The following is a 17,554-nucleotide window of genomic DNA, read 5'->3' as shown; positions in this document are numbered from 1 at the left end:
TGTCTCCGCATGAGCACCCGTCTCGAGCGCTCGCTCGACTACGCCACCGACCCGGCCGCCCTGCACGCCGCGTTCACCGACGAGCAGTACTGGCCCGCGCGCGTGGCCGAGGTCGGCGGCGAGGGCGCCCGCATCGCCGAGCTCGCTGTGTCCGGCGACCCCGCGACGCCCGGCGCCCGCAGCGTGCGGGTGCTCGTGGTGCACGTGATCCCCGAGGACCGGCTCCCGGCCGTGGTCACCGCGATCCATCCCGGCGGCCTGGAGATCCACCGGCTCGAGGAGTGGGGCCCGTTCGACGGAACCCGCTGCGAGGGAACGTTCTCCGCCAAGATCGAGGGCGTCCCGGCGCAGATGTCCGGATCCGCCACCATCGAGGCGGGCCCGCAGGGCTCGCTCATCACGGCCCGCGGCGAGGCGACCGTGTCCATCCCGTTCGTGGCCTCCAAGGTGGAGTCCCTGGTGATCGAGAACCTGCAGGAGCTGATGGAGGCCGAGCGCGACTTCACCGTGCAGTGGATCGCGGAACGCTGAACTCCTAGTAAAGTCCCCCCTCATGGCACGACGTCTCAGCTACTCGGCGCGCTTCCCCTTCCCCGCTGACGTCTTCTACGACGCGTACTCCACCGAGGAGTACTGGAACGAGAAGATGACCGACTTCCGGAACCTCACGCCGCTGTCCGAGCTCTCCGAGTTCGACGTGGACGACGAGGGCATCACCGTCGTGCAGAAGCAGAACCTGCCGCACGAGTACCTGCCGCCGGTGGCGCAGGGCGTGGTGAAGAAGGACATGATCATCACCCGCCAGGAGTTCTACGGCGCGTGGGACGGCGAGCACTCGATCGGCGACTACAAGGCGTCGATCCCCGCGGGCCCCGGCACCCTCAAGGGCGACTGCGACCTGTTCAACACCGAGACCGGCTGCACCATGCGCTACACCACCGTGGTGAAGGTGTTCGTGCCGTTCGTCGGCACCAAGCTCGAGCAGCTCATCCTCATCAACCTCGTCGACCTGTTCCGCGCCGAAGCCGAGTACCTCAAGTACTGGGTCGACAAGCACTGACCCGTGTCCGCGCCCGCGCCGGACGGGCGTATCACCCGCGGCACCACCGGCCTCAACAGGCTGCGGCGCAGCGACCGCTGGTCGGTGCACGATCCGGCCGTGCGGCGCGCGATCGCGGCACCGTCGGCCCTCGCCGTCGACGTGGGCTACGGCGCCCGCCCGGACACGACCCTGGAATGGGCGGCGCGGCTGCGCACCGTCAACCCCGGGCTGCGCGTGGTGGGTCTCGAGATCGACCCCGCCCGCGTGGTCCCCGGCCGTGACGGCGTCGAGTTCGCGCGCGGCGGTTTCGAGCTCGCGGGCCTGCGGCCCCACCTGGTGCGCGCGTTCAACGTGCTCCGGCAGTACGACGAGGCCGAGGTCGCGGGGGCCTGGACGACGGTGACCGAACGGCTCGCGCCCGGCGGGGTGTTCGTCGAGGGCACGTGCGACGAGCTGGGCCGCCGCTGCTGCTGGCTCACCCTCGACGTCGCGGGGCCGCGCACGCTCACCCTGGCCTGGCACCCCGGGTTCACCGGCCGCCCGTCCGACCTGGCCGAACGCCTGCCGAAGGCGCTGATCCACCACAACGTGCCCGGGGAGCGGATCCACGCGCTGCTCACCCTCGCCGACCGGTGCTGGGACCACGCCGCCGGCTACGCGCCGTACGGGAACCGGGTGCGCTGGCGGGCCGCGGCCGCCGTGCTGGCCGTGGAGACCGGCGGCGCCGCCCGCGCCCCGCGGCGGCCGGTCCGGGACAACCTGCTCACCGTCGACTGGGGGTTCGTCGCGCCCTGAGCCCAGCCGGCGCCAGTACGCTGTGCGCATGGCCACACCCGTGCTGCGCGTCGCACTGGCGCAGATCGCCGCGAGCGACGACCCGGCGGCCAACGCCGCCCTGGTCGAGGAGCACCTCGACCGCGCCGCGGCCGCCGGCGCCCGGCTGATCGTGTTCCCCGAGGCCACCATGTGCCGGTTCGGGGTGCCGCTCGGGCCCGTCGCCGAGCCGCTCGACGGGCCGTGGGCCTCCCGCGTCGCCGCCGCGGCCGCGCGCACCGGGGTGCACGTCGTGGCGGGCATGTTCACCCCGGGTTCCGACGGCCGGGTCCGCAACACCCTGCTGTTCGCCGCCGCCGACGGCGGGCGCACCGGCTACGACAAGATCCACCTCTTCGACGCCTTCGGCTTCGCCGAATCGCGCACCGTCGAACCCGGCGACCGCGCTGTCACGGTGACCGTCGACCGCACCACCGTGGGCCTGAGCACCTGCTACGACCTGCGTTTCCCCGCCCTGTACACCGCGCTCGCCGACGCCGGGGCCCAGGTGATCGTGGCGCCCGCGTCGTGGGGGGACGGGCCCGGCAAACTCGACGCCTTCACCACCCTGGCCTGCGCCCGCGCGCTGGACTCGACCACCTACGTCGTCGCCGTCGACCAGGCCCGCCCCGACGAGGCCGAGCCCTCGAAGGCGCCGCGGGGCGTCGGCGGCTCCCTCGCCGTGGGGCCCGACGGTGCCGTGCTGGCCTCCGCGGGCGACGGACCGGAGCTCGTCGTCGTGGACCTGCCGATCGGCCGGATCGAGGAGGTCCGGGCCACGCTGCCGGTGCTGAGGAACCGGCGGGACTTCGCCACGGGGTGACACGAAGCACACCTAGGACTCGCGCTCACCGAGGAATGAGGAACAATCGCAGCCGATGGATACCAACCCGAACCTTCCGCAGGGCGGCCCCGGGCCGCAGAACAACGACCCGGACCCGACCCGGCCGATCGCGCCGTCGGATCAGCCGCGGCACGGAGCAGCGCCGGAGGACCTGACGCGGCCGCTCGGCGCGTCGCAGCGCCCGCCTGAGGGCGCGCCCCAGGGACCGGGACCCCAGCCGGGGCAGCAGGGACCGGCGCCCCAGGGCCAGCAGCAGCCGCAGGCACCCGGCCCGTACCCGCCCGGCCCGCAGGGGCCGGGTCCCCAGGCGCCCGGTGTGGGCCCGCAGGGCACCCAGCAGCTGGGCCGCCCCGGCCAGGGCCCCGAGTCCGGGCAGCAGCCCCCGGTGCCGCCCGTGCCGCCCACCCAGATCCCGGGCGGAGGCGGGGGCGACGGCGGGTCGGGGAAGCCCCCCAAGCGGAAGATGTCCTCGGGCAAGCTGATCGGCCTGGCGGCGCTGGGCCTCGTGGCCGTGCTGGTGATCCTGCTCGCGGGTTCCGAGCTGTACATCCGCAACCACGTGCAGAACTGCCTCGCGGACAACATCAAGAACGGCACCAAGGCCAACGACGTCAGCGTCTCCTTCTCGAAGAAGCCGATGCTCCTGCAGAACGCCAGCGGCAAGCTGTCCGAGATCGACATCCAGGCCAACGGCCTCAACGGCAGCCCCGGCCTGGACGCGCACATCCTGCTCAAGGGTGTGGAGACCGGCGGCGACAACCGGGTGGACGACGCCACCATCGTGGGCTCCATGTCGACCGAGGGCATCAAGCAGAAGGTCTCCCAGGTGCAGGTGCTCTCGGAGCCGCAGGTGAGCGTCAACGCCGCCGAGAAGAAGATCGAGGTCTCCGGCACCGCCGTCATCCTGCCGGTCACGATCACGCTCACGCCCACGCTCAAGGACAACAAGGTGCAGCTGACCGCCAGCAAGGCCTCGGTCATGGGCTTCGGCGTGCCGGACGACCTGGCGCAGCAGCTGATCGACACCTTCGCCGACATCCCCACCCCGAAGGGCCTCACCGCGAAGGACCTGCAGATGAACGACCAGGGCATCACGCTGACCTACACCGGCCAGAACGTGCTGCCCAAGGACATCGAGAGCGGCGGCGACGTGGGCGCCACCAACTGCTCGGTGCTCTGATGCCGGGGCGCGGCGGGGCGGGGCTCGTGAACGCGGCCGCCCTGCGCGTGCGCTGGGGTGTCCTGCACGGGCTCCCCCGCTACGCGCTGCCCCGTCGCGCCGCCCGCGGCGACAAGATGGCCTCCCTGCTCCTCGGGTACCGCGGTGAGCCCGGCGGCCAGTACGCGCAGTTCGACGCGATCCGCGCCGAGGGACGGATCATCGGTAGCGAGGTGGGCGCGGCCAGCGCCGATCACGAGGTGTGCCGGGAGATCCTGCGGGACAAGCGGTTCGCCACCCTCCAGCCCGCCGACTTCGGGTTCCCCGGCCCGCTGGCCCGGCTGCTGGAGATCACCGACCCGCACCTGCCCAACCCCGTCGAGCCGCCCTCGATGCTGGTGAGCGAGCCACCGTCGCACACCGCCTACCGGCACCCGATCGCGAAGGTCTTCACCCCGAAGGCGATCACGCGGTTGACCGACCGCGCGCGCATCGTCAGCGAGGAACTGCTCGACGACCTCGCCGCGGCCGCCCGCCCCGACCTGGTGACCGGGTACGCGGCGAAGCTGCCCGTCACCATGATCGGGCGGCTGCTGGGCCTGCCGGAGGCGGACGACGAGTACATGCTCGAATGGGGCGAGGCCGCCGCGCCGCTGCTCGACCCGGGCCTGCCCTGGCCCGTGTACCTGCGCGCACAGCGGGCGCTGCGCGGCCTCGACGACTACCTCACCGCGCACTTCGCGCGGATCCGGCGCGAGCCCGGCTCCGACGATCCGTTCGCGCTCCTGGCCGCGAGCGGCGAGCTCACCGACCGGGAGCTGGTGACCAATGCCGCGCTGCTCATCGGCGCCGGATTCGAGACCACCGTGAACCTCATCGGCAACGGCGTGGTGGCGCTGCTGGAGCACCCGGACCAGCTGGAGCGGCTACGCGCGGAACCCGACCTGTGGCCCAACGCCGTCGAGGAGATCCTGCGTTTCTCGAGCCCCGTGCAGCGCACGGCCCGCGTCGCGCGCGAGGACGGGGAGATCGCGGGCCTCCGGTTCCGGAAGGGCACCGTCGTCTCGCTGCTGCTGGCCGGCGCGAACCGCGACCCGGCCGTGTTCGACCGGCCGCACGAATTCGACGTGGCGCGGCCCGAGGCGAAGAAGAACGTGTCCTTCGGCTACGGCATCCACGCCTGCATCGGCGCCGCGCTGGCCCGGATGGAGGGCGCGGTGGGCCTGCAGGCGCTGTTCACCCGCTATCCCGACCTCAGCCTCGACGGGCCCGGGGAGCACCGCGGGTTGTCGACGCTGTACGGCTGGGCGTCGCTGCCCGCGCGGCTGAAGTAGCCGCGGGACGCCGGCGTTCGGGGCCGGGGCTAGGCCGGGAAGCCGTCGAGCACGGCCCGGGTTCCGGAGAGCCCCAGGCGATTCGCGCCCGCGTCGATCATCTCGCGCGCGGCCTCCGCGGTGCGGATGCCACCCGAGGCCTTGACGCCCACATCGGGCCCCACGGCCGCACGCATGATGCGAACAGCCTCGGCGGAGGCGCCGCCGCTGGGGTGGAACCCGGTGGAGGTCTTGACGAACGTCGCGCCGCCCTTCACCGACCGCCGGCACACCTCCGTGAGGAGGTCCGCGTCGCCGAACTCGAGCAGCGCCGCCGACTCCACGATCACCTTGAGCACCGGATCGGCGCCGATGGCCTCGCGCACCGTGAGCACGTCGGCGAACACGCGATCCAGCTCGCCCGCCAGCGCGAGCCCCACGTCGATCACCATGTCCACCTCGTGCGCGCCCTCCTCGATCGCCATCCGCGCCTCGGCGGCCTTGATCAGGCTGTGGTGCTTACCGGACGGGAACCCCGCGACGACGCACGTCTTGGGCACCCGGGGGCCGCCCTGCGCCGCGGCGTCGCCCGCGTCGAGCGCGACGCGCAGCGGCAGCATCGACGGGGAGAGGCAGACGGCGTAGACGCCCAGGTCCAGGCCCTCCTGATACGCGGCGGCCGCGGCACTCTCGGTGGCCTCCGGCTTGAGCAACGTGTGGTCGACGAGGGCGGCGACTTCGGATCGAGTGAGCACGTCTGAGACGATACCGGTCGTGACCCGCGACACCCGCTACGTCCTGACACTCGGATGCCCCGACACCACCGGCATCGTCGCCCGGATCTCCACCTTCCTCGCCGACGTGGGCGGGTGGATCGTCGAGGCCGCGTACCACTCCGACGCCGACACCGGATGGTTCTTCACCCGGCAGGCCGTACGCGCGGACAGCGTCTCCGTTCCGCTCGACGAGCTGCGCGCCCGGTTCGCCGAGGTGGCGGCCGACATCGGCCCCGAGACCGAGTGGCGGCTGACGTCCACGGCGGAGCCGAAGGACATCGTCGTGCTGGTGAGCAAGGAGGGCCACTGCCTGCACGACCTGGTGGGGCGGGTGGCCACCGGCGAGCTGGACGCGCGGATCGCCGCGGTCATCGGTAACCACGAGGACCTGCGGGACTTCGTGGAGCGCCTGGACATCCCGTTCCACCACGTCCCGTTCCCGGGCCCGGGCGAGGACAAGTCCGAGGCGTTCGCGGAGGTGGCGCGCCTGACCGACGCCCTGGATCCCGACGCCGTGGTGCTCGCGCGGTTCATGCAGGTGCTGCCGCCGGAGCTGTGCGAGACGTGGGCCGGCCGGGCGATCAACATCCACCACAGCTTCCTGCCGTCGTTCATCGGCGCCCGCCCGTACCACCAGGCGTTCGCGCGGGGCGTGAAGCTGATCGGCGCGACCTGCCACTACGTGACGGCGGACCTCGACGCGGGGCCGATCATCGAGCAGGACGTGACGCGCGTCGACCATTCGGACGAGGCCCGGGACATGGTGCTCCGCGGCCGCGACATCGAGAAGGTCGTCCTCGCCCGGGGCCTGCGCTGGCACCTCGAGAACCGCGTCCTGGTCCACGGCCGCAAGACGGTCGTCTTCTCCTGACACCGCCGCGCCGCGGGACCGGCCCGACGGTGCGCCGTCAGGCGGGAGCGGGGAGGGACTCGCCCAGAATGGAGTCGAGGAGGGCGTTGAGCTTCTCCGGCTGCTCCAGCGGGAGCATGTGGCCCGAGTCGCGGATCACGGCGAACCGGTCGAGGTGGCCGGTGAGGCGCAGCTCCGCGGCGATGACCTCGGCGTCCGCCGGCGGCGTCAGGTGGTCGAACTGGCCCACCACGACCGAGGTGGGGATGGTCAGCTTGCGCAGGCCCTCCGTCACGTCGATGCCGGAGAGCACGCGGCCCCATTCGGCGCGCACGTCGGACGGGCAGCTGGCCACCATGTCCTCAGTGTAGCGGACGGCGCCGTAGGAGGCGTAGCCGCAGAGGGCGGCGTACCGGACCACGGCGGTGTGCAGGCGGTTGTGCCGCACCTTGACGTTCGCGCCGAGGACGGCCGCGCCCAGCCGGTCGGTGAACCGCGGGGCGATCCGCGGGAGCGCCGCGAGCGGCGTGGCGCCGGCGAAACCGGGCACCGCGTCGCGGGCGTAGGTGGAACTCAGCACCGCGTGGTGGGCGCGCTCGGCGACCTCCTCGGGGTACTTGCCCGCCCACGCCATGATCGTGATCGCGCCCATGCTGTGGCCGACGAGGATCGCCTTCCTGCCGGCGGGGACCGCGTGGCCGAGGACCGCGTGCAGATCGTCGGCGAGCACGCCGGCGGTGAAGGCGAAGGCACCGGGCTCGGACTCGCCGTGCCCGCGCTGGTCGTAGCCGATCACGCGGAAGCCGCGGCTCACGAGGTGCTCCACCTGCTTGGGGAAGTTGGTGACGTTGCAGGTCCAACCGTGGATCAGTACGGCGATGGGCCCGTCGACGGGGCCCCAGCTGCGCACGTGCAGCCGCGTACCGTCGCCCGAGACGACGTAGGTGTCCTCCCGGGGCCCGGCGTAGTCCTCGATCAGCTTCGCGTTCTGCGGCACCGCGGGCGAGGAGAGCGCGTACGCCGCGATCCCCGCCGCCGCGGCCGCGGCGCCCGCGCCGACGGCACCCAGCGCCCCGAGGGCGAGCCTGCTGGAAGTCTTCATGGGAGTCACCTTACTAACAGCTACTCAATAACGGGGACGCCGGACCTCGTCGAGCTTGGGACGGGCGTCGAGCAGGTAGACGAGGACGCCGACGGCGGCGATCACCATGCCGAAGTACCCGGGCAGGAAGGTCAGCAGCGCGCACACCACGAGCGCGATGATCCAGTAGTTCTTCTGCCACTTCCCGGCCGCGCGGAACGCGTCCTCGGGGGTCCGGGCGGCGTGGATCGCGGCGAAGATCGCGGCGCCCAGCAGCGCGAGGCTGAGCACCAGCTGCGCGATGGTCGCGATGGTCACGTACCCGTTGAGGAGGAGGTCCATGGCTCCAGCCTAGAGGTCGGGCGCCCGGCGGCGGTTGCCGCCGGGCGCCCGGACGTCTCTCGTGCGAGGGGGCTTACTTCGCCTCGGCGGCCTTGTCAGCGGCCTTCTCGGCGACGTCGGCGGTCTCCTCGCCGGCGCGGTTGACCAGCTTCGCGGCGCGCTCGCCGACCTGCTTGGCGGCGTCGGCGACCTGGCCCAGCGAGGACTCGGTCAGCTCGACGGCCTGGTTGTAGGCCTTGGTGGCCTGGCCGGTGGCGTCCTCGATCACGGCGCCCGACTTGATGCGCTCGTAGGTCGACTCGCCGCGCTCGGCCAGCGACTCGTAGATGTCGGTCGCGACCTGGATGTAGGCGGCGGCCACCTTGCGGAGCTCCTCCGGGGTGAACTTCGCGCGCAGCTCGTCGACGTCCTTGGGCAGGCCGTCGCGGGCCTCGGTCAGCTTGGTCTTGGCCTCCTCGACGCGGGCCTCGAAGTCCTTGGAGGCACCGTCGGCCGAGCCGCGGAGCTTCTCGATGACGTCCGAGACGGCCTCGTACGCGTAGTCGCCGGCGCCCAGCGCGGCGAACAGCGGGGTCCGGAGCTCGTCGAAGTTGTTCTGCTCGCTCATGAAATGTTCTCCTTCAGTGCAGTCTCGTTCTCGCGGCGGAAGCTCTCGTAGATGTCGAGGAGTGCACGCTTCTGCCGCTCGTTGATGGCCGTGTCCGCTATCAACGCGTCACGCACCGGGGAGCCCGGGCGTTCTTCGAGGATCCCGGCCTGCACGTAGAGCACCTCGGCCGAGAGCCGCAGTGCCTTGGCGATCTGCCCGAGCACGTCGGCGGACGGTCGACGGAGCCCCCGTTCGATCTGGCTGAGATACGGGTTGGAAACCCCCGCCTTCTCGGCCAGCTGCCGGATGGACACCTCTGCCGCTAGACGTTGCGCCCGGATGAACTCTCCGATCTCAGACCCCGGTTTCGCGGAATCCCCGCTGGGCTCTTCATCGCTCGTCATTCCGGTCTCCCGTCTGCGCGGCTGACACCACGCTAACACCGAGTGCTAACTCTTGCAAGCAGTTTGTTAGCACGATGATTTTTTTCAGAACAGCAACTGGGTGACCGTGTAGATCACCAGGCCCGCGATCGACCCCACGACGGTGCCGTTGATGCGGATGAACTGGAGGTCGCGGCCCACCTGGAGCTCGATCTTCTGGGACGCCTCATCGGCGTCCCAGCGGGCGACGGTGTCCGTGATGATCGAGCTGATCTGGCCGGCGTAATTCGCCACCAGGTGCCGCACGGAACGGTCGACCCAGAAGTCGGCCTTGTCCCGCAGCGACGGATCGTCGCGCAGGCGCACGCCGAACCGGGCGGCCGACTCGCTGAACTTGGACCGCAGGGTGGACTCCGGATCCTCGACGGAGGACTCGATCATCCGCTTGGCGGCGCGCCACGCCGCCTGCGCCGCGGTGCGCACCTCCTCGCGGCCCATCAGCTCGGCCTTGACGTCCTCGACCTTCGCGATGGTCCGCGGATCGTGCTGCAGGTCCGAGGCGAAGTCCCACAGGAAGGTGCTCATCGCGTGCCGCACCTCGTGGTCCGGGTCGCTGCGCACCTTCCAGGTGAACTCCACCAGCTCGCGGTAGATCCGTTCGCCCAGCAGCGAGTTGACGAACTTGGGCGACCACTGCGGACCGTCGGTGTCGACGATCTTGTCGATGACGCCCTGGCTGCCCAGGGCCCAGTGGTGCGCCCGCTCGGCGAGCAGGTTGATGAGCGGCAGGTGCCGCTGCTCCTGGAGCAGGGTCTCCACGAGCCGCCCGATGGGCGGGCCCCACTCGGGCTCCGCCAGCCGCTTGATGATGGTGCTGTTGAGCACCGCCTCGACGTCCTCGTCGCGGAGTACCTCGCTCATCACCTTGACGAGCTTCGCCGCCTCCGCGCCGAGCCGTTCGGAGTTGTCCGGGTCCGCCATCCAGTTCGCGACGCGGGTGGTGAGCTCGAGCGAGCCGACCTTCTCGGCGATCACGTCGGGGGTGAGGAAGTTGTCGGTGACGAAATCGCCGAGCGCGTCGCCCAGCTGATCCTTCTTGCGTTTGATGATCGCGGTGTGCGGGATGGGCAGGCCCAGCGGATGCCGGAACAGCGCGGTGACGGCGAACCAGTCGGCGAGCCCGCCGACCATCCCGGCCTCGGCGGCCGCCTTGACGTAGCCCACCCACGGCCCGGCGATGGCGAGCCCCGAGCCGTAGGTGTCGAGGTACTCGCAGAACAGGTAGACGACGGCCGCGCCCAGCAGGAAGGCGAGCGCGACACCCTTCATCTTGCGCAAGTCCTTGCGCTTCTGCTCGTCCGGCGTGCCGAACGGGCTCGCCTTCGGGGCCGGCGGGGCCGTCGCAGTCGATGACACGGTCACGTGTCGATCTTGCCCGAAAGTCGCCACCGGCGACGGTTAGGGTTGCGGAATGGCGAAGAACGACGGCTGGACCGAGTCGGCATCCGAGGCCCTGCGCTGGCGGCCCGGATCACCGGTCACCGATATCGACACCTCCGGTAAGCCGGGTTTCGACGGCGACAAGGCGCTCGGGGAGGAGCTCCTCGCGTCGCGGGGCGCACGCCTGTCCGAGCTGCAGGAGTTGCTCTACGCCAACGGCCGGTCGGGCGATCACCGGTCCGTCCTCCTGGTGCTGCAGGGCATGGACACCGCCGGCAAGGGCGGCATCGTGCGCCACGTGATCGGCATGGTGGACCCGCAGGGCGTGCACACCGCCTCGTTCGGCAAGCCCACCGACGAGGAGCTCTCGCACGACTTCCTGTGGCGCATCCACAAGCAGACCCCGAAGGGCGGGCAGATCGGCGTGTTCGACCGCTCGCACTACGAGGACGTGCTCGTGGTCCGCGTGCACGATCTGGTGCCGCAGTCCGTGTGGGAGCCGCGGTACGACATCATCAACAGCTTCGAGGAGGACCTGGCGTCCTCGGGCACGACGGTGATCAAATGCGCCATGTTCGTCTCGCTCGACGAGCAGAAGAAGCGCCTGCAGGAGCGGCTGGACCGCCCCGACAAGTACTGGAAGTACAACCCGGCGGACATCGACGAGCGCGGCTACTGGCCGAAGTACCAGGAGGCGTACCAGGCGATGCTGGACCGCACCAGCACCGCCGGCGCGCCCTGGCACGTGATCCCCGCGGACCGGAAGTGGTTCTCCCGCTTGGCGATCACCGAGCTGCTCATCGAGGCGCTGGAGTCCCTGAACCTCGACTGGCCGCCCGCCGACTTCGACGTCGAGCACGAGAAGGCCCGGCTCGCCGAGGCCTGACCCGCACCGTCGTCGATCCGCACCGCACCCGCGCTCTCCCTAGAGGGGCAGCACCGGCGGAGCGGGGATCAGGCGAGGCGCTGGTCGCGGCGCTCGCCGGCCCACAGCTCCTCGACGACCACCTGCACCGCCACGGCGACGGCGCTCCACACCACCGCGGCGAGCGGGGTCGCGCCGAGCGCCACCGCCACCAGACCGCCGCCGAGCAGCAGCAGGGTGATCAGCACCGCGGCGGCGCGCGGACCGTCGAACCCGGTGAGGTACGCGTCCATGACGGCGATCCCGAGGACGGCGATCACCAGCGGGACCACGAACGCCGACGCGACCACCAGGTTGCTGACGTGCGCCTCGTGCGAGACGCCGAGAGCCTCGACGTGCAGTCCCGCGCCGAACGCCGCGACCCCCATGAAGATCACGATGTGCCCGTAGCCCCAGAGGAAGCACTTGGCCGGGTTGCGGTGCAGCGCCTCCCCGACGGGGACGGAGAAGTAGATCCACCACAGCGCCAGGTTGAGGACCATGGCCGCGACACCGAAGATCGCCACGTCGGTGCTCCAGCCCTGCGACTTCACCAGCGCCTGCATCGCGGTGACGGTGCCCACCACGCCCTCGCCGAGCGTGATGATGGTCAGCAGGCCGTAGCGCTCCGCGATGTGATGCGGGTGCCACGGCGTGGCGCGGCGCCGCTCGGCGATGAACGGGCCGGACAGCTCCACGACGTAGAGCACGAACGCGGCCGCGAGCAGTTGGCCCAGGGTCAGCGGCAGCACGGCCGTGAGGACCCAGCCGACCTGCGCGACGAGGATCGTGATGATGTACGTCTGCGCGGCGGCGCGGTAGGTGGGCGACGCGATCGCGACGCGGGCCCACTGCGCGAGGAGCGCCACGCGCATCACCACGTAGCCCAGGACGATCACCCGGTTGTCGGGCGTCTCCCCCGCCGTGATCGACGCGAACACCGGCTCCACGCCGAGCCCCATGATGCAGACGCCGATCATCTGCACCATGGTCACCAGGCGGAACAGCCAGTCGTCCGTGTCGAACGCCGACGCCAGCCAGGTGAAGTTGATCCAGGCCCAGATGGCGGCGAACGCGCAGAAGCCGAAGCCGAGGAACGCACTGAGGTAGTGCGCCTCGGCCACGGCGTCCGCGAGCTGCACTCCCGCGAGGGAGAACACGACCACGAAGGTGAGGTCGAAGAACAGCTCCAGTGTGGTGGCGGTGCGGCCCTGCTCGTCGCGGTCACGACCCGACATGCGGATCAGCCGGTGGCGCACGCGTGATGTTCGTTCAGTCACCGGGACATTCTGTACCGAACCGCCGTTGTGTGCGCGGGATGTCACCGAGTCGTGTAGCCGCCGTTGGCGAAGATCGTCTGGCCGGTGATCCAGTGGCCGCCGTCGGAGACCAGCAGGTCGATGATCGGGGCGATGTCCTCGATCAGGGTCAGGCGGTTGCCCATGCCCTGCGACTTGTGGAACTCGACGCGCTCCGGGGTCTCCTGGCCGTAGAAGAACGGCGTGTCCATCGGGCCGGGCGCAATGGCGTTGACGTTGATGCCGCGCACGCCGTACTCCTTGGCCGCCGCACGGTTGAAGTGCTCGACCGGCGACTTACCGCCCGCGTAGGTGGAGTAGCCGTCGGTGAACGCGCCGAGCAGCGCCGTCACGACGGTCACCAGGGAGCCGTTGTCGTTGAGGGTGCGGCCGGCCTCCTTGATGAAGAAGTACGCCGCCTTCGCGTTGATGTCGAACATCGAGTCGTACTCCTCCTCGGACGTCTCGAGGATCGGCTTGCGAAGCACCTTGCCCGCGGTGTTGACCGCGATGTCGATGCCGCCGAACGCGTCCTTCGCGGCGTCGAAGAGCTCGGTCGCCTTCGCCGGCTTGGTGAGGTCGCCCTGGAACAGGAGCGCCTTGCCGCCCGCCGCCTCGACCGCGGCGGCGGTCTCCTTCGCCTCCGCCTCGGAGGATGCACTGTTGTAATGCACCGCGACGTTCGCGCCGAGCCCTGCGAGGTGGCGGCTCACCAGGCCACCGAGGTTCTTGCCGCCACCGGCGACCACTGCGGACTTGCCTGCGAGATTCGTCATGTGATGCTCCCGTTCGTGTCGATGCGCATTTGCAATCTCTACGGTAGAAGCCCATCGCACAAGCATCAATCGAATGTTTCCAGACAATCCACCACTGTTGTTTGTATGTAAGGATGAGGCGTGACCACGCCCGACCTCCGCCGCCTGGAGCAGTTCGTCGCCGCGATGGAGGAGCCCTCCCTGGCGGCGGCCGCCGGCCGGCTGCACCTGAGCCAACAGGCGCTGTCCGCGGCGCTGCGGCAACTCGAACGCGAACTGGGTACCGTGCTGTTCACCCGGGCCGGGCGCCGGCTGGCGCCCACGGCGGCGGCCCGCACGCTGTACGACGGTGCGCCCACCCTCCTCTCCGCCGCCCGCCTCCTTGGCGCGCGGGCCCGGGAGGCCGGCGAGCAGGGACGGCGGCCGTTCGTCGTGGGCCGCAGCCCCGCCGTGACCTCGGCGGAGGCGTACACGCTGCTGGAGCCCCTGATCGACCTGCCGGAGTCCCCCGCCGTGACGGTCCGCGAGGTGTTCCCCGCCGGGATGGTCGACGAACTCCGCAGCGGCGCCGTGTCTCTCGTGCTGCGCCGGGGCGTCGCCACCGCCGACGGGCTCGCCGGCGTCACACTGACGCACCAGCCGCTGCGGGTGGCGATGCACCGCGATCACCCGCTGGCGGAGCGGGAGCACGTGGCACTCGCAGAGATGGCGTCCTCACCGATCGTGGTGTGGGCGCCGCCGCACCGCTCGTTCTACACGGATTTCCTTGTGGCGCAGTGCCACCGCGCGGGATTTGCACCGGACCTGGTGGTGAACCGGGTGCAGGGCACGCCGCCCGCGTCGGCCGTGCTGCCGCACCCGGGAGCCGCGGCGTTCGTCACCGACCCCGTCGGGCCGCAGTTCGAGGGTCGGGTGCTGGTGCGCGAAATCGACGATGCCCCACAGGTTCCGGTGCAGGCGCTGTGGTTGCAGCACACGACGGATCCGCTGCGCACCACGCTGCTCGCGGCCTACCCGCCGGCCTGAGGGGCCTGTGCGCGGCGCGCCGTCACGAATTGCCCCTGCCCCGAGACGGTCTGCTTGACGTCCACCATCCCCTCGTCCCGCAGCCATCCGGTGATCTCGTCCCGCCCGAACCAGCGGAACCCCGAGACCCGTTCCGCGGTAGCCGATCCGAGCACCGAGGTGAGCGGCGTCTCCAGCGAGGTGAACAGCGCCACCCGCCCTCCGGAGCGCGTCACCCGGCAGATCTCGCGGACCGCGATCCGCGGCGCGGGGATCAGGTAGAGGGCCGCGAGGCAGGCGACGGTGTCGAACGTCCCGTCGCCGAACGGCAGGTCGAGCGCGCTGCCCCGCACGTACGCCACCCTGTCACCCGAGTTGTCCCGCACCGCACGGCGGAGCATGGGGTCCGAGACGTCGAGTCCCACCGCGATCCCGTCCCCGGTGAGCCTGCGCGACAGCGGTTTCGTGTACAGGCCGGGGCCGCAGGCCACGTCGAGGATCCTCTGATCGCCGCGGGTCGCCAGATCCTCGATGAGCACGTCCTGCAAGCTCAGGGTGCCCGTGCCACCGAGGCTGAACAGGCGGGTGAACGCGGGGCGCCACGCCTTCTCGTACACCGCGGCGAGCGCGGGCACGTGCATCATCGCGTTGCTCAGGCCCGTCGGGCGGGCGCCCTCGGGGGCGAGGACGTCGATGTACCCGTGTACCCGTTCGGGATCGCGTCCCACCCGGTTCGGGTCGAGCATCGCCTCGACCCGGTCGATCGCACTGTTCACCCCGTCGACGCTAGTCGGCGGCGGCCTGCGGGCGCGACCCGGCGAGCCCGGTCCCCCGCGCCTCCCGGCGCACGCCGTCGCGCGCCTCCGCGAGCTCCCGCTCGACGTCGCGCTCCAACAGGTACGCACTGATCGACCCGGCCGCCGCCGAGCCCGCCCCGGCGGCCACGATCACCTGCGCCATCGGGTTGACCACGTTGCCCGCGGCCCACACGGCGGGCAGGCCGGCGACGGCGCCCATCGGGTCCACGGGAACGTAACCGTTCTGACCGCGCTCGGCCCCCAGCTCGCGCAGCAGATCGTCGTGCGGGACGAACCGGGGGCCGACGAACAGCGCCTCCCGCGGCACCTCCGTGCCGTCGGCGAGGCGCACCGCGCGCAGCGCGTCGTCCTCGACCGTCAGACCGGCCACGGCACCGTCGACGATGCGCACGCCCCGCGCCTCGATCCGAGCCCGATCCGCGCCCTCCACGTCGAGGCCGTTGGTGAAGAACACCATGTCGCGGGACCACTGCGGGATGAGCAGCGCCTGGTGCACCGACATCGCGGCGTTCGCGCCGGCGAGCACGGCGAGCGGCCGGTCGCACACCTCGTAGCCGTGACAGAACGGGCAGTGCAGCACATCGCGCCCGAATCGCTCGGCGACTCCGGGCACGTCGGGCAGCTCGTCGCCGAGCCCGGTGGCCACCAACAGGGTCCGGGCGGTGAGCGGCGCGCCGCTGCGCAGCGTCACCGTCGTCCCGCCCGACGGTGCGCGTTCGGCCCCGGTCGCCGCGTCGCGCACGATGCGCACGCCGTACGCCGCCGCTTCGCGGCGGCCGATCGCGAGCAGCTCGGCGGGGCTGCGCCCGTCGTGACCGAGGTAGCCGTGCATGTGGGAGGCGGGTGCGTTGCGGGGCTCGCCGGCGTCGACGACCACGACGGAACGCCGCGCCCTGCCGAGGACCTGCGCGGCGGTGAGGCCCGCGGCCCCGCCGCCGATGATGACGGTGTCGATGATCTGGTTCATGCGATCCACCGTCGCCCAGATACGACTGAACCGGCAAGTTTCCTTGCCGGTTCAGCAAACCTCGACGGCCGATCCTCCTCCACGGCACCCCGCCTTCCGACTTAACAGCGTTAGCCCAGGGCGCTTCCTGGGGAAACGTCTGCGGCTAACGCTGTTAAGTCGGGCGGGGGCGACTGAGAGGGGCGCGGCCGGTGCGGCGGCACCCGCCGGCGCGGGCTACTTCGCGGGGTACTCGTAGATGCCGCGGCCGGACTTCTTGCCGACGTAGCCGGCCTCCACCAGGCGCAGCAGCAGCGGCGGCGCGGCGTAGGTGGGCTCCTTGTACTCGGCGTACATCGCGTCGGCGATGAACTTCACGGTGTCGAGACCCACGAGGTCGGCCAGCTTGAGCGGCCCCATCGGGTGCGCGCAGCCGAGCATCATGCCCTTGTCGATGTCCTCGGCGGTGGCGAAGCCCGACTCGTACATGCGGATCGCGGAGAGCAGGTAGGGCACCAGCAGCGCATTGACGATGAAGCCGGAACGGTCCGTCGCGCGGACGACCTGCTTGCCCAGCACCTCGGAGGCGAACTGCTCGGCGCGCGCCGCGGCGGCCTCCGACGTGGACAGCGAGCTGATCACCTCGACCAGCGGCAGTACCGGCACCGGATTGAAGAAGTGCAGCCCCAGGACGCGGCCCGGGTTCTTCGTGGCGGTGGCGATGCGCTGGATCGGCAGCGACGAGGTGTTGGAGGCGAGCACGGCGTCGGGGTCGGTGACGACCTCGTCGAGCTTGCCGAAGATCTCCGCCTTGACGGCCTCGTTCTCGACGATGGCCTCGACCACCAGCTGGCGGTCCGCGAACGCGGCCAAGTCGGTGGTGAACGTCAGCCGCTCGGCGGCCTGGTCGCGCTCGCGCTCGGTCATCTTGCCGCTGGACACGGCGCGGTCCAGGGACTTGAGGACGCGGGCACGGCCACCGGCCGCGAGCTCCTCGGTGGCCTCCCAGACCAGCACGTCGGCGCCCGCACGAGCGGACACCTCGGCGATGCCGCCGCCCATCTGGCCCGCGCCGACGACGCCGACCCTGGATACAGCTTCACTCATGAGAATTTTCCTAACGTAACAACCGCTCGAGGCGAGATGAGGGTGACTCTGCAGGGGTACGCCCAGAACGTACCCACCTACGCCGCAGG

Annotated in this window: 20 protein-coding genes; 9 read left to right on the top strand and 11 right to left on the bottom strand. The window is 71.1% G+C overall.

From position 1 onward, the window contains the following. Positions 1–9: 9 nt before the first annotated feature. From BN39_RS09415 to BN39_RS09390, 6 genes are read left to right on the top strand one after another with little or no spacing between them, the layout of a single operon-like run. On the top strand, positions 10–531 hold the full coding sequence (locus tag BN39_RS09415) for a DUF2505 domain-containing protein (protein WP_019202140.1): 522 nt from the start codon (positions 10–12) through the stop codon (positions 529–531). 22 nt (positions 532–553) lie between these two features. Continuing rightward, on the top strand, positions 554–1,060 hold the full coding sequence (locus BN39_RS09410; protein ID WP_019202139.1) for a DUF2505 domain-containing protein: 507 nt from the start codon (positions 554–556) through the stop codon (positions 1,058–1,060). A gap of 3 nt (positions 1,061–1,063) precedes the next feature. Further along, positions 1,064–1,837 carry a hypothetical protein gene (locus BN39_RS09405; protein WP_019202138.1) on the top strand — a complete coding sequence of 258 codons (774 nt, stop codon included), beginning with the start codon at positions 1,064–1,066 and terminating at the stop codon, positions 1,835–1,837. Between the two features lie 43 nt (positions 1,838–1,880). Then, positions 1,881–2,678 (top strand): carbon-nitrogen hydrolase family protein, encoded by a 798-nt coding sequence (locus BN39_RS09400; RefSeq protein WP_040767213.1) that lies wholly within the window; start codon positions 1,881–1,883, stop codon positions 2,676–2,678. Between the two features lie 55 nt (positions 2,679–2,733). Then, complete coding sequence (locus tag BN39_RS23455; RefSeq protein ID WP_019202136.1) at positions 2,734–3,879, top strand: LmeA family phospholipid-binding protein; 1,146 nt, start codon at positions 2,734–2,736, stop codon at positions 3,877–3,879. Beyond that, positions 3,879–5,192: a cytochrome P450 gene (locus BN39_RS09390; RefSeq protein ID WP_019202135.1), complete on the top strand. Its 1,314-nt coding sequence runs from the start codon at positions 3,879–3,881 to the stop codon at positions 5,190–5,192. The genes BN39_RS23455 and BN39_RS09390 overlap by 1 nt, the downstream gene beginning before the upstream one ends. Positions 5,193–5,221: 29 nt before the next feature. Here the strand turns inward: BN39_RS09390 and deoC are convergent, their stop codons facing one another. Further along, the gene (gene deoC, locus BN39_RS09385) at positions 5,222–5,938 is read right to left on the bottom strand and encodes a deoxyribose-phosphate aldolase (RefSeq protein WP_040767209.1); all 717 of its coding nucleotides are present in this window, start codon (positions 5,936–5,938) and stop codon (positions 5,222–5,224) included. Between the two features lie 7 nt (positions 5,939–5,945). Here deoC and purU point away from each other — a divergent pair, with 7 nt between their 5' ends. Next, positions 5,946–6,818 (top strand): formyltetrahydrofolate deformylase, encoded by an 873-nt coding sequence (gene purU, locus BN39_RS09380; protein ID WP_019202133.1) that lies wholly within the window; start codon positions 5,946–5,948, stop codon positions 6,816–6,818. A gap of 37 nt (positions 6,819–6,855) precedes the next feature. Here purU and BN39_RS09375 read toward each other — a convergent pair whose 3' ends face one another. From BN39_RS09375 to BN39_RS09355, 5 genes are all read right to left on the bottom strand, one after another. Further along, positions 6,856–7,899, bottom strand: coding sequence for an alpha/beta fold hydrolase (locus tag BN39_RS09375; protein WP_019202132.1), 1,044 nt, complete (start codon positions 7,897–7,899; stop codon positions 6,856–6,858). Positions 7,900–7,923: 24 nt separating this feature from the next. After that, positions 7,924–8,220 (bottom strand): DUF2516 family protein, encoded by a 297-nt coding sequence (locus tag BN39_RS09370; protein ID WP_019202131.1) that lies wholly within the window; start codon positions 8,218–8,220, stop codon positions 7,924–7,926. A 73-nt stretch (positions 8,221–8,293) separates the two neighbouring features. Further along, complete coding sequence (locus BN39_RS09365) at positions 8,294–8,827, bottom strand: hypothetical protein (RefSeq protein ID WP_019202130.1); 534 nt, start codon at positions 8,825–8,827, stop codon at positions 8,294–8,296. Beyond that, positions 8,824–9,213, bottom strand: a complete 390-nt coding sequence (locus BN39_RS09360; protein WP_040766101.1) for a helix-turn-helix domain-containing protein — start codon at positions 9,211–9,213, stop codon at positions 8,824–8,826. The genes BN39_RS09365 and BN39_RS09360 overlap by 4 nt, the downstream gene beginning before the upstream one ends. An 84-nt stretch (positions 9,214–9,297) precedes the next feature. Then, positions 9,298–10,521 carry a DUF445 domain-containing protein gene (locus BN39_RS09355; RefSeq protein WP_371190631.1) on the bottom strand — a complete coding sequence of 408 codons (1,224 nt, stop codon included), beginning with the start codon at positions 10,519–10,521 and terminating at the stop codon, positions 9,298–9,300. 142 nt (positions 10,522–10,663) lie between these two features. Between BN39_RS09355 and BN39_RS09350 the strand changes: the two genes are divergently transcribed. Next, the gene (locus BN39_RS09350) at positions 10,664–11,518 is read left to right on the top strand and encodes a polyphosphate kinase 2 family protein (RefSeq protein ID WP_019202127.1); all 855 of its coding nucleotides are present in this window, start codon (positions 10,664–10,666) and stop codon (positions 11,516–11,518) included. Between the two features lie 68 nt (positions 11,519–11,586). On the opposite strand, the gene BN39_RS09345 is transcribed toward BN39_RS09350, so the two are convergent. Both BN39_RS09345 and BN39_RS09340 read right to left on the bottom strand, forming a co-directional pair. Beyond that, entirely contained in the window at positions 11,587–12,816 is a 1,230-nt protein-coding gene (locus tag BN39_RS09345; RefSeq protein WP_081586068.1) for a low temperature requirement protein A, read from the bottom strand. 41 nt (positions 12,817–12,857) lie between these two features. Further along, positions 12,858–13,610 (bottom strand): SDR family oxidoreductase, encoded by a 753-nt coding sequence (locus tag BN39_RS09340; protein ID WP_019202125.1) that lies wholly within the window; start codon positions 13,608–13,610, stop codon positions 12,858–12,860. 120 nt (positions 13,611–13,730) lie between these two features. Here BN39_RS09340 and BN39_RS09335 point away from each other — a divergent pair, with 120 nt between their 5' ends. Beyond that, positions 13,731–14,615 carry a LysR family transcriptional regulator gene (locus BN39_RS09335; RefSeq protein WP_019202124.1) on the top strand — a complete coding sequence of 295 codons (885 nt, stop codon included), beginning with the start codon at positions 13,731–13,733 and terminating at the stop codon, positions 14,613–14,615. On the opposite strand, the gene BN39_RS09330 is transcribed toward BN39_RS09335, so the two are convergent. The 3 genes from BN39_RS09330 to BN39_RS09320 all read right to left on the bottom strand — a co-directional run bounded on the left by BN39_RS09330 (position 14,600) and on the right by BN39_RS09320 (position 17,465). Beyond that, entirely contained in the window at positions 14,600–15,340 is a 741-nt protein-coding gene (locus BN39_RS09330; RefSeq protein ID WP_051158994.1) for a class I SAM-dependent methyltransferase, read from the bottom strand. The two genes, BN39_RS09335 and BN39_RS09330, sit on opposite strands and share 16 nt — an antisense overlap. A gap of 40 nt (positions 15,341–15,380) precedes the next feature. Then, positions 15,381–16,379 (bottom strand): NAD(P)/FAD-dependent oxidoreductase, encoded by a 999-nt coding sequence (locus tag BN39_RS09325; RefSeq protein WP_019202122.1) that lies wholly within the window; start codon positions 16,377–16,379, stop codon positions 15,381–15,383. Positions 16,380–16,595: 216 nt separating this feature from the next. After that, positions 16,596–17,465, bottom strand: coding sequence for a 3-hydroxybutyryl-CoA dehydrogenase (locus BN39_RS09320; protein ID WP_040766100.1), 870 nt, complete (start codon positions 17,463–17,465; stop codon positions 16,596–16,598). Between the last annotated feature and the right edge of the window lie 89 nt (positions 17,466–17,554).

The organism is Tsukamurella sp. 1534 (assembly GCF_000312385.1).
In the GTDB taxonomy this organism is placed as follows: domain Bacteria; phylum Actinomycetota; class Actinomycetes; order Mycobacteriales; family Mycobacteriaceae; genus Tsukamurella.
The sequence above is the reverse complement of the archived record's forward strand: the minus strand, read 5'-3'. Positions and strand labels throughout refer to the sequence as shown.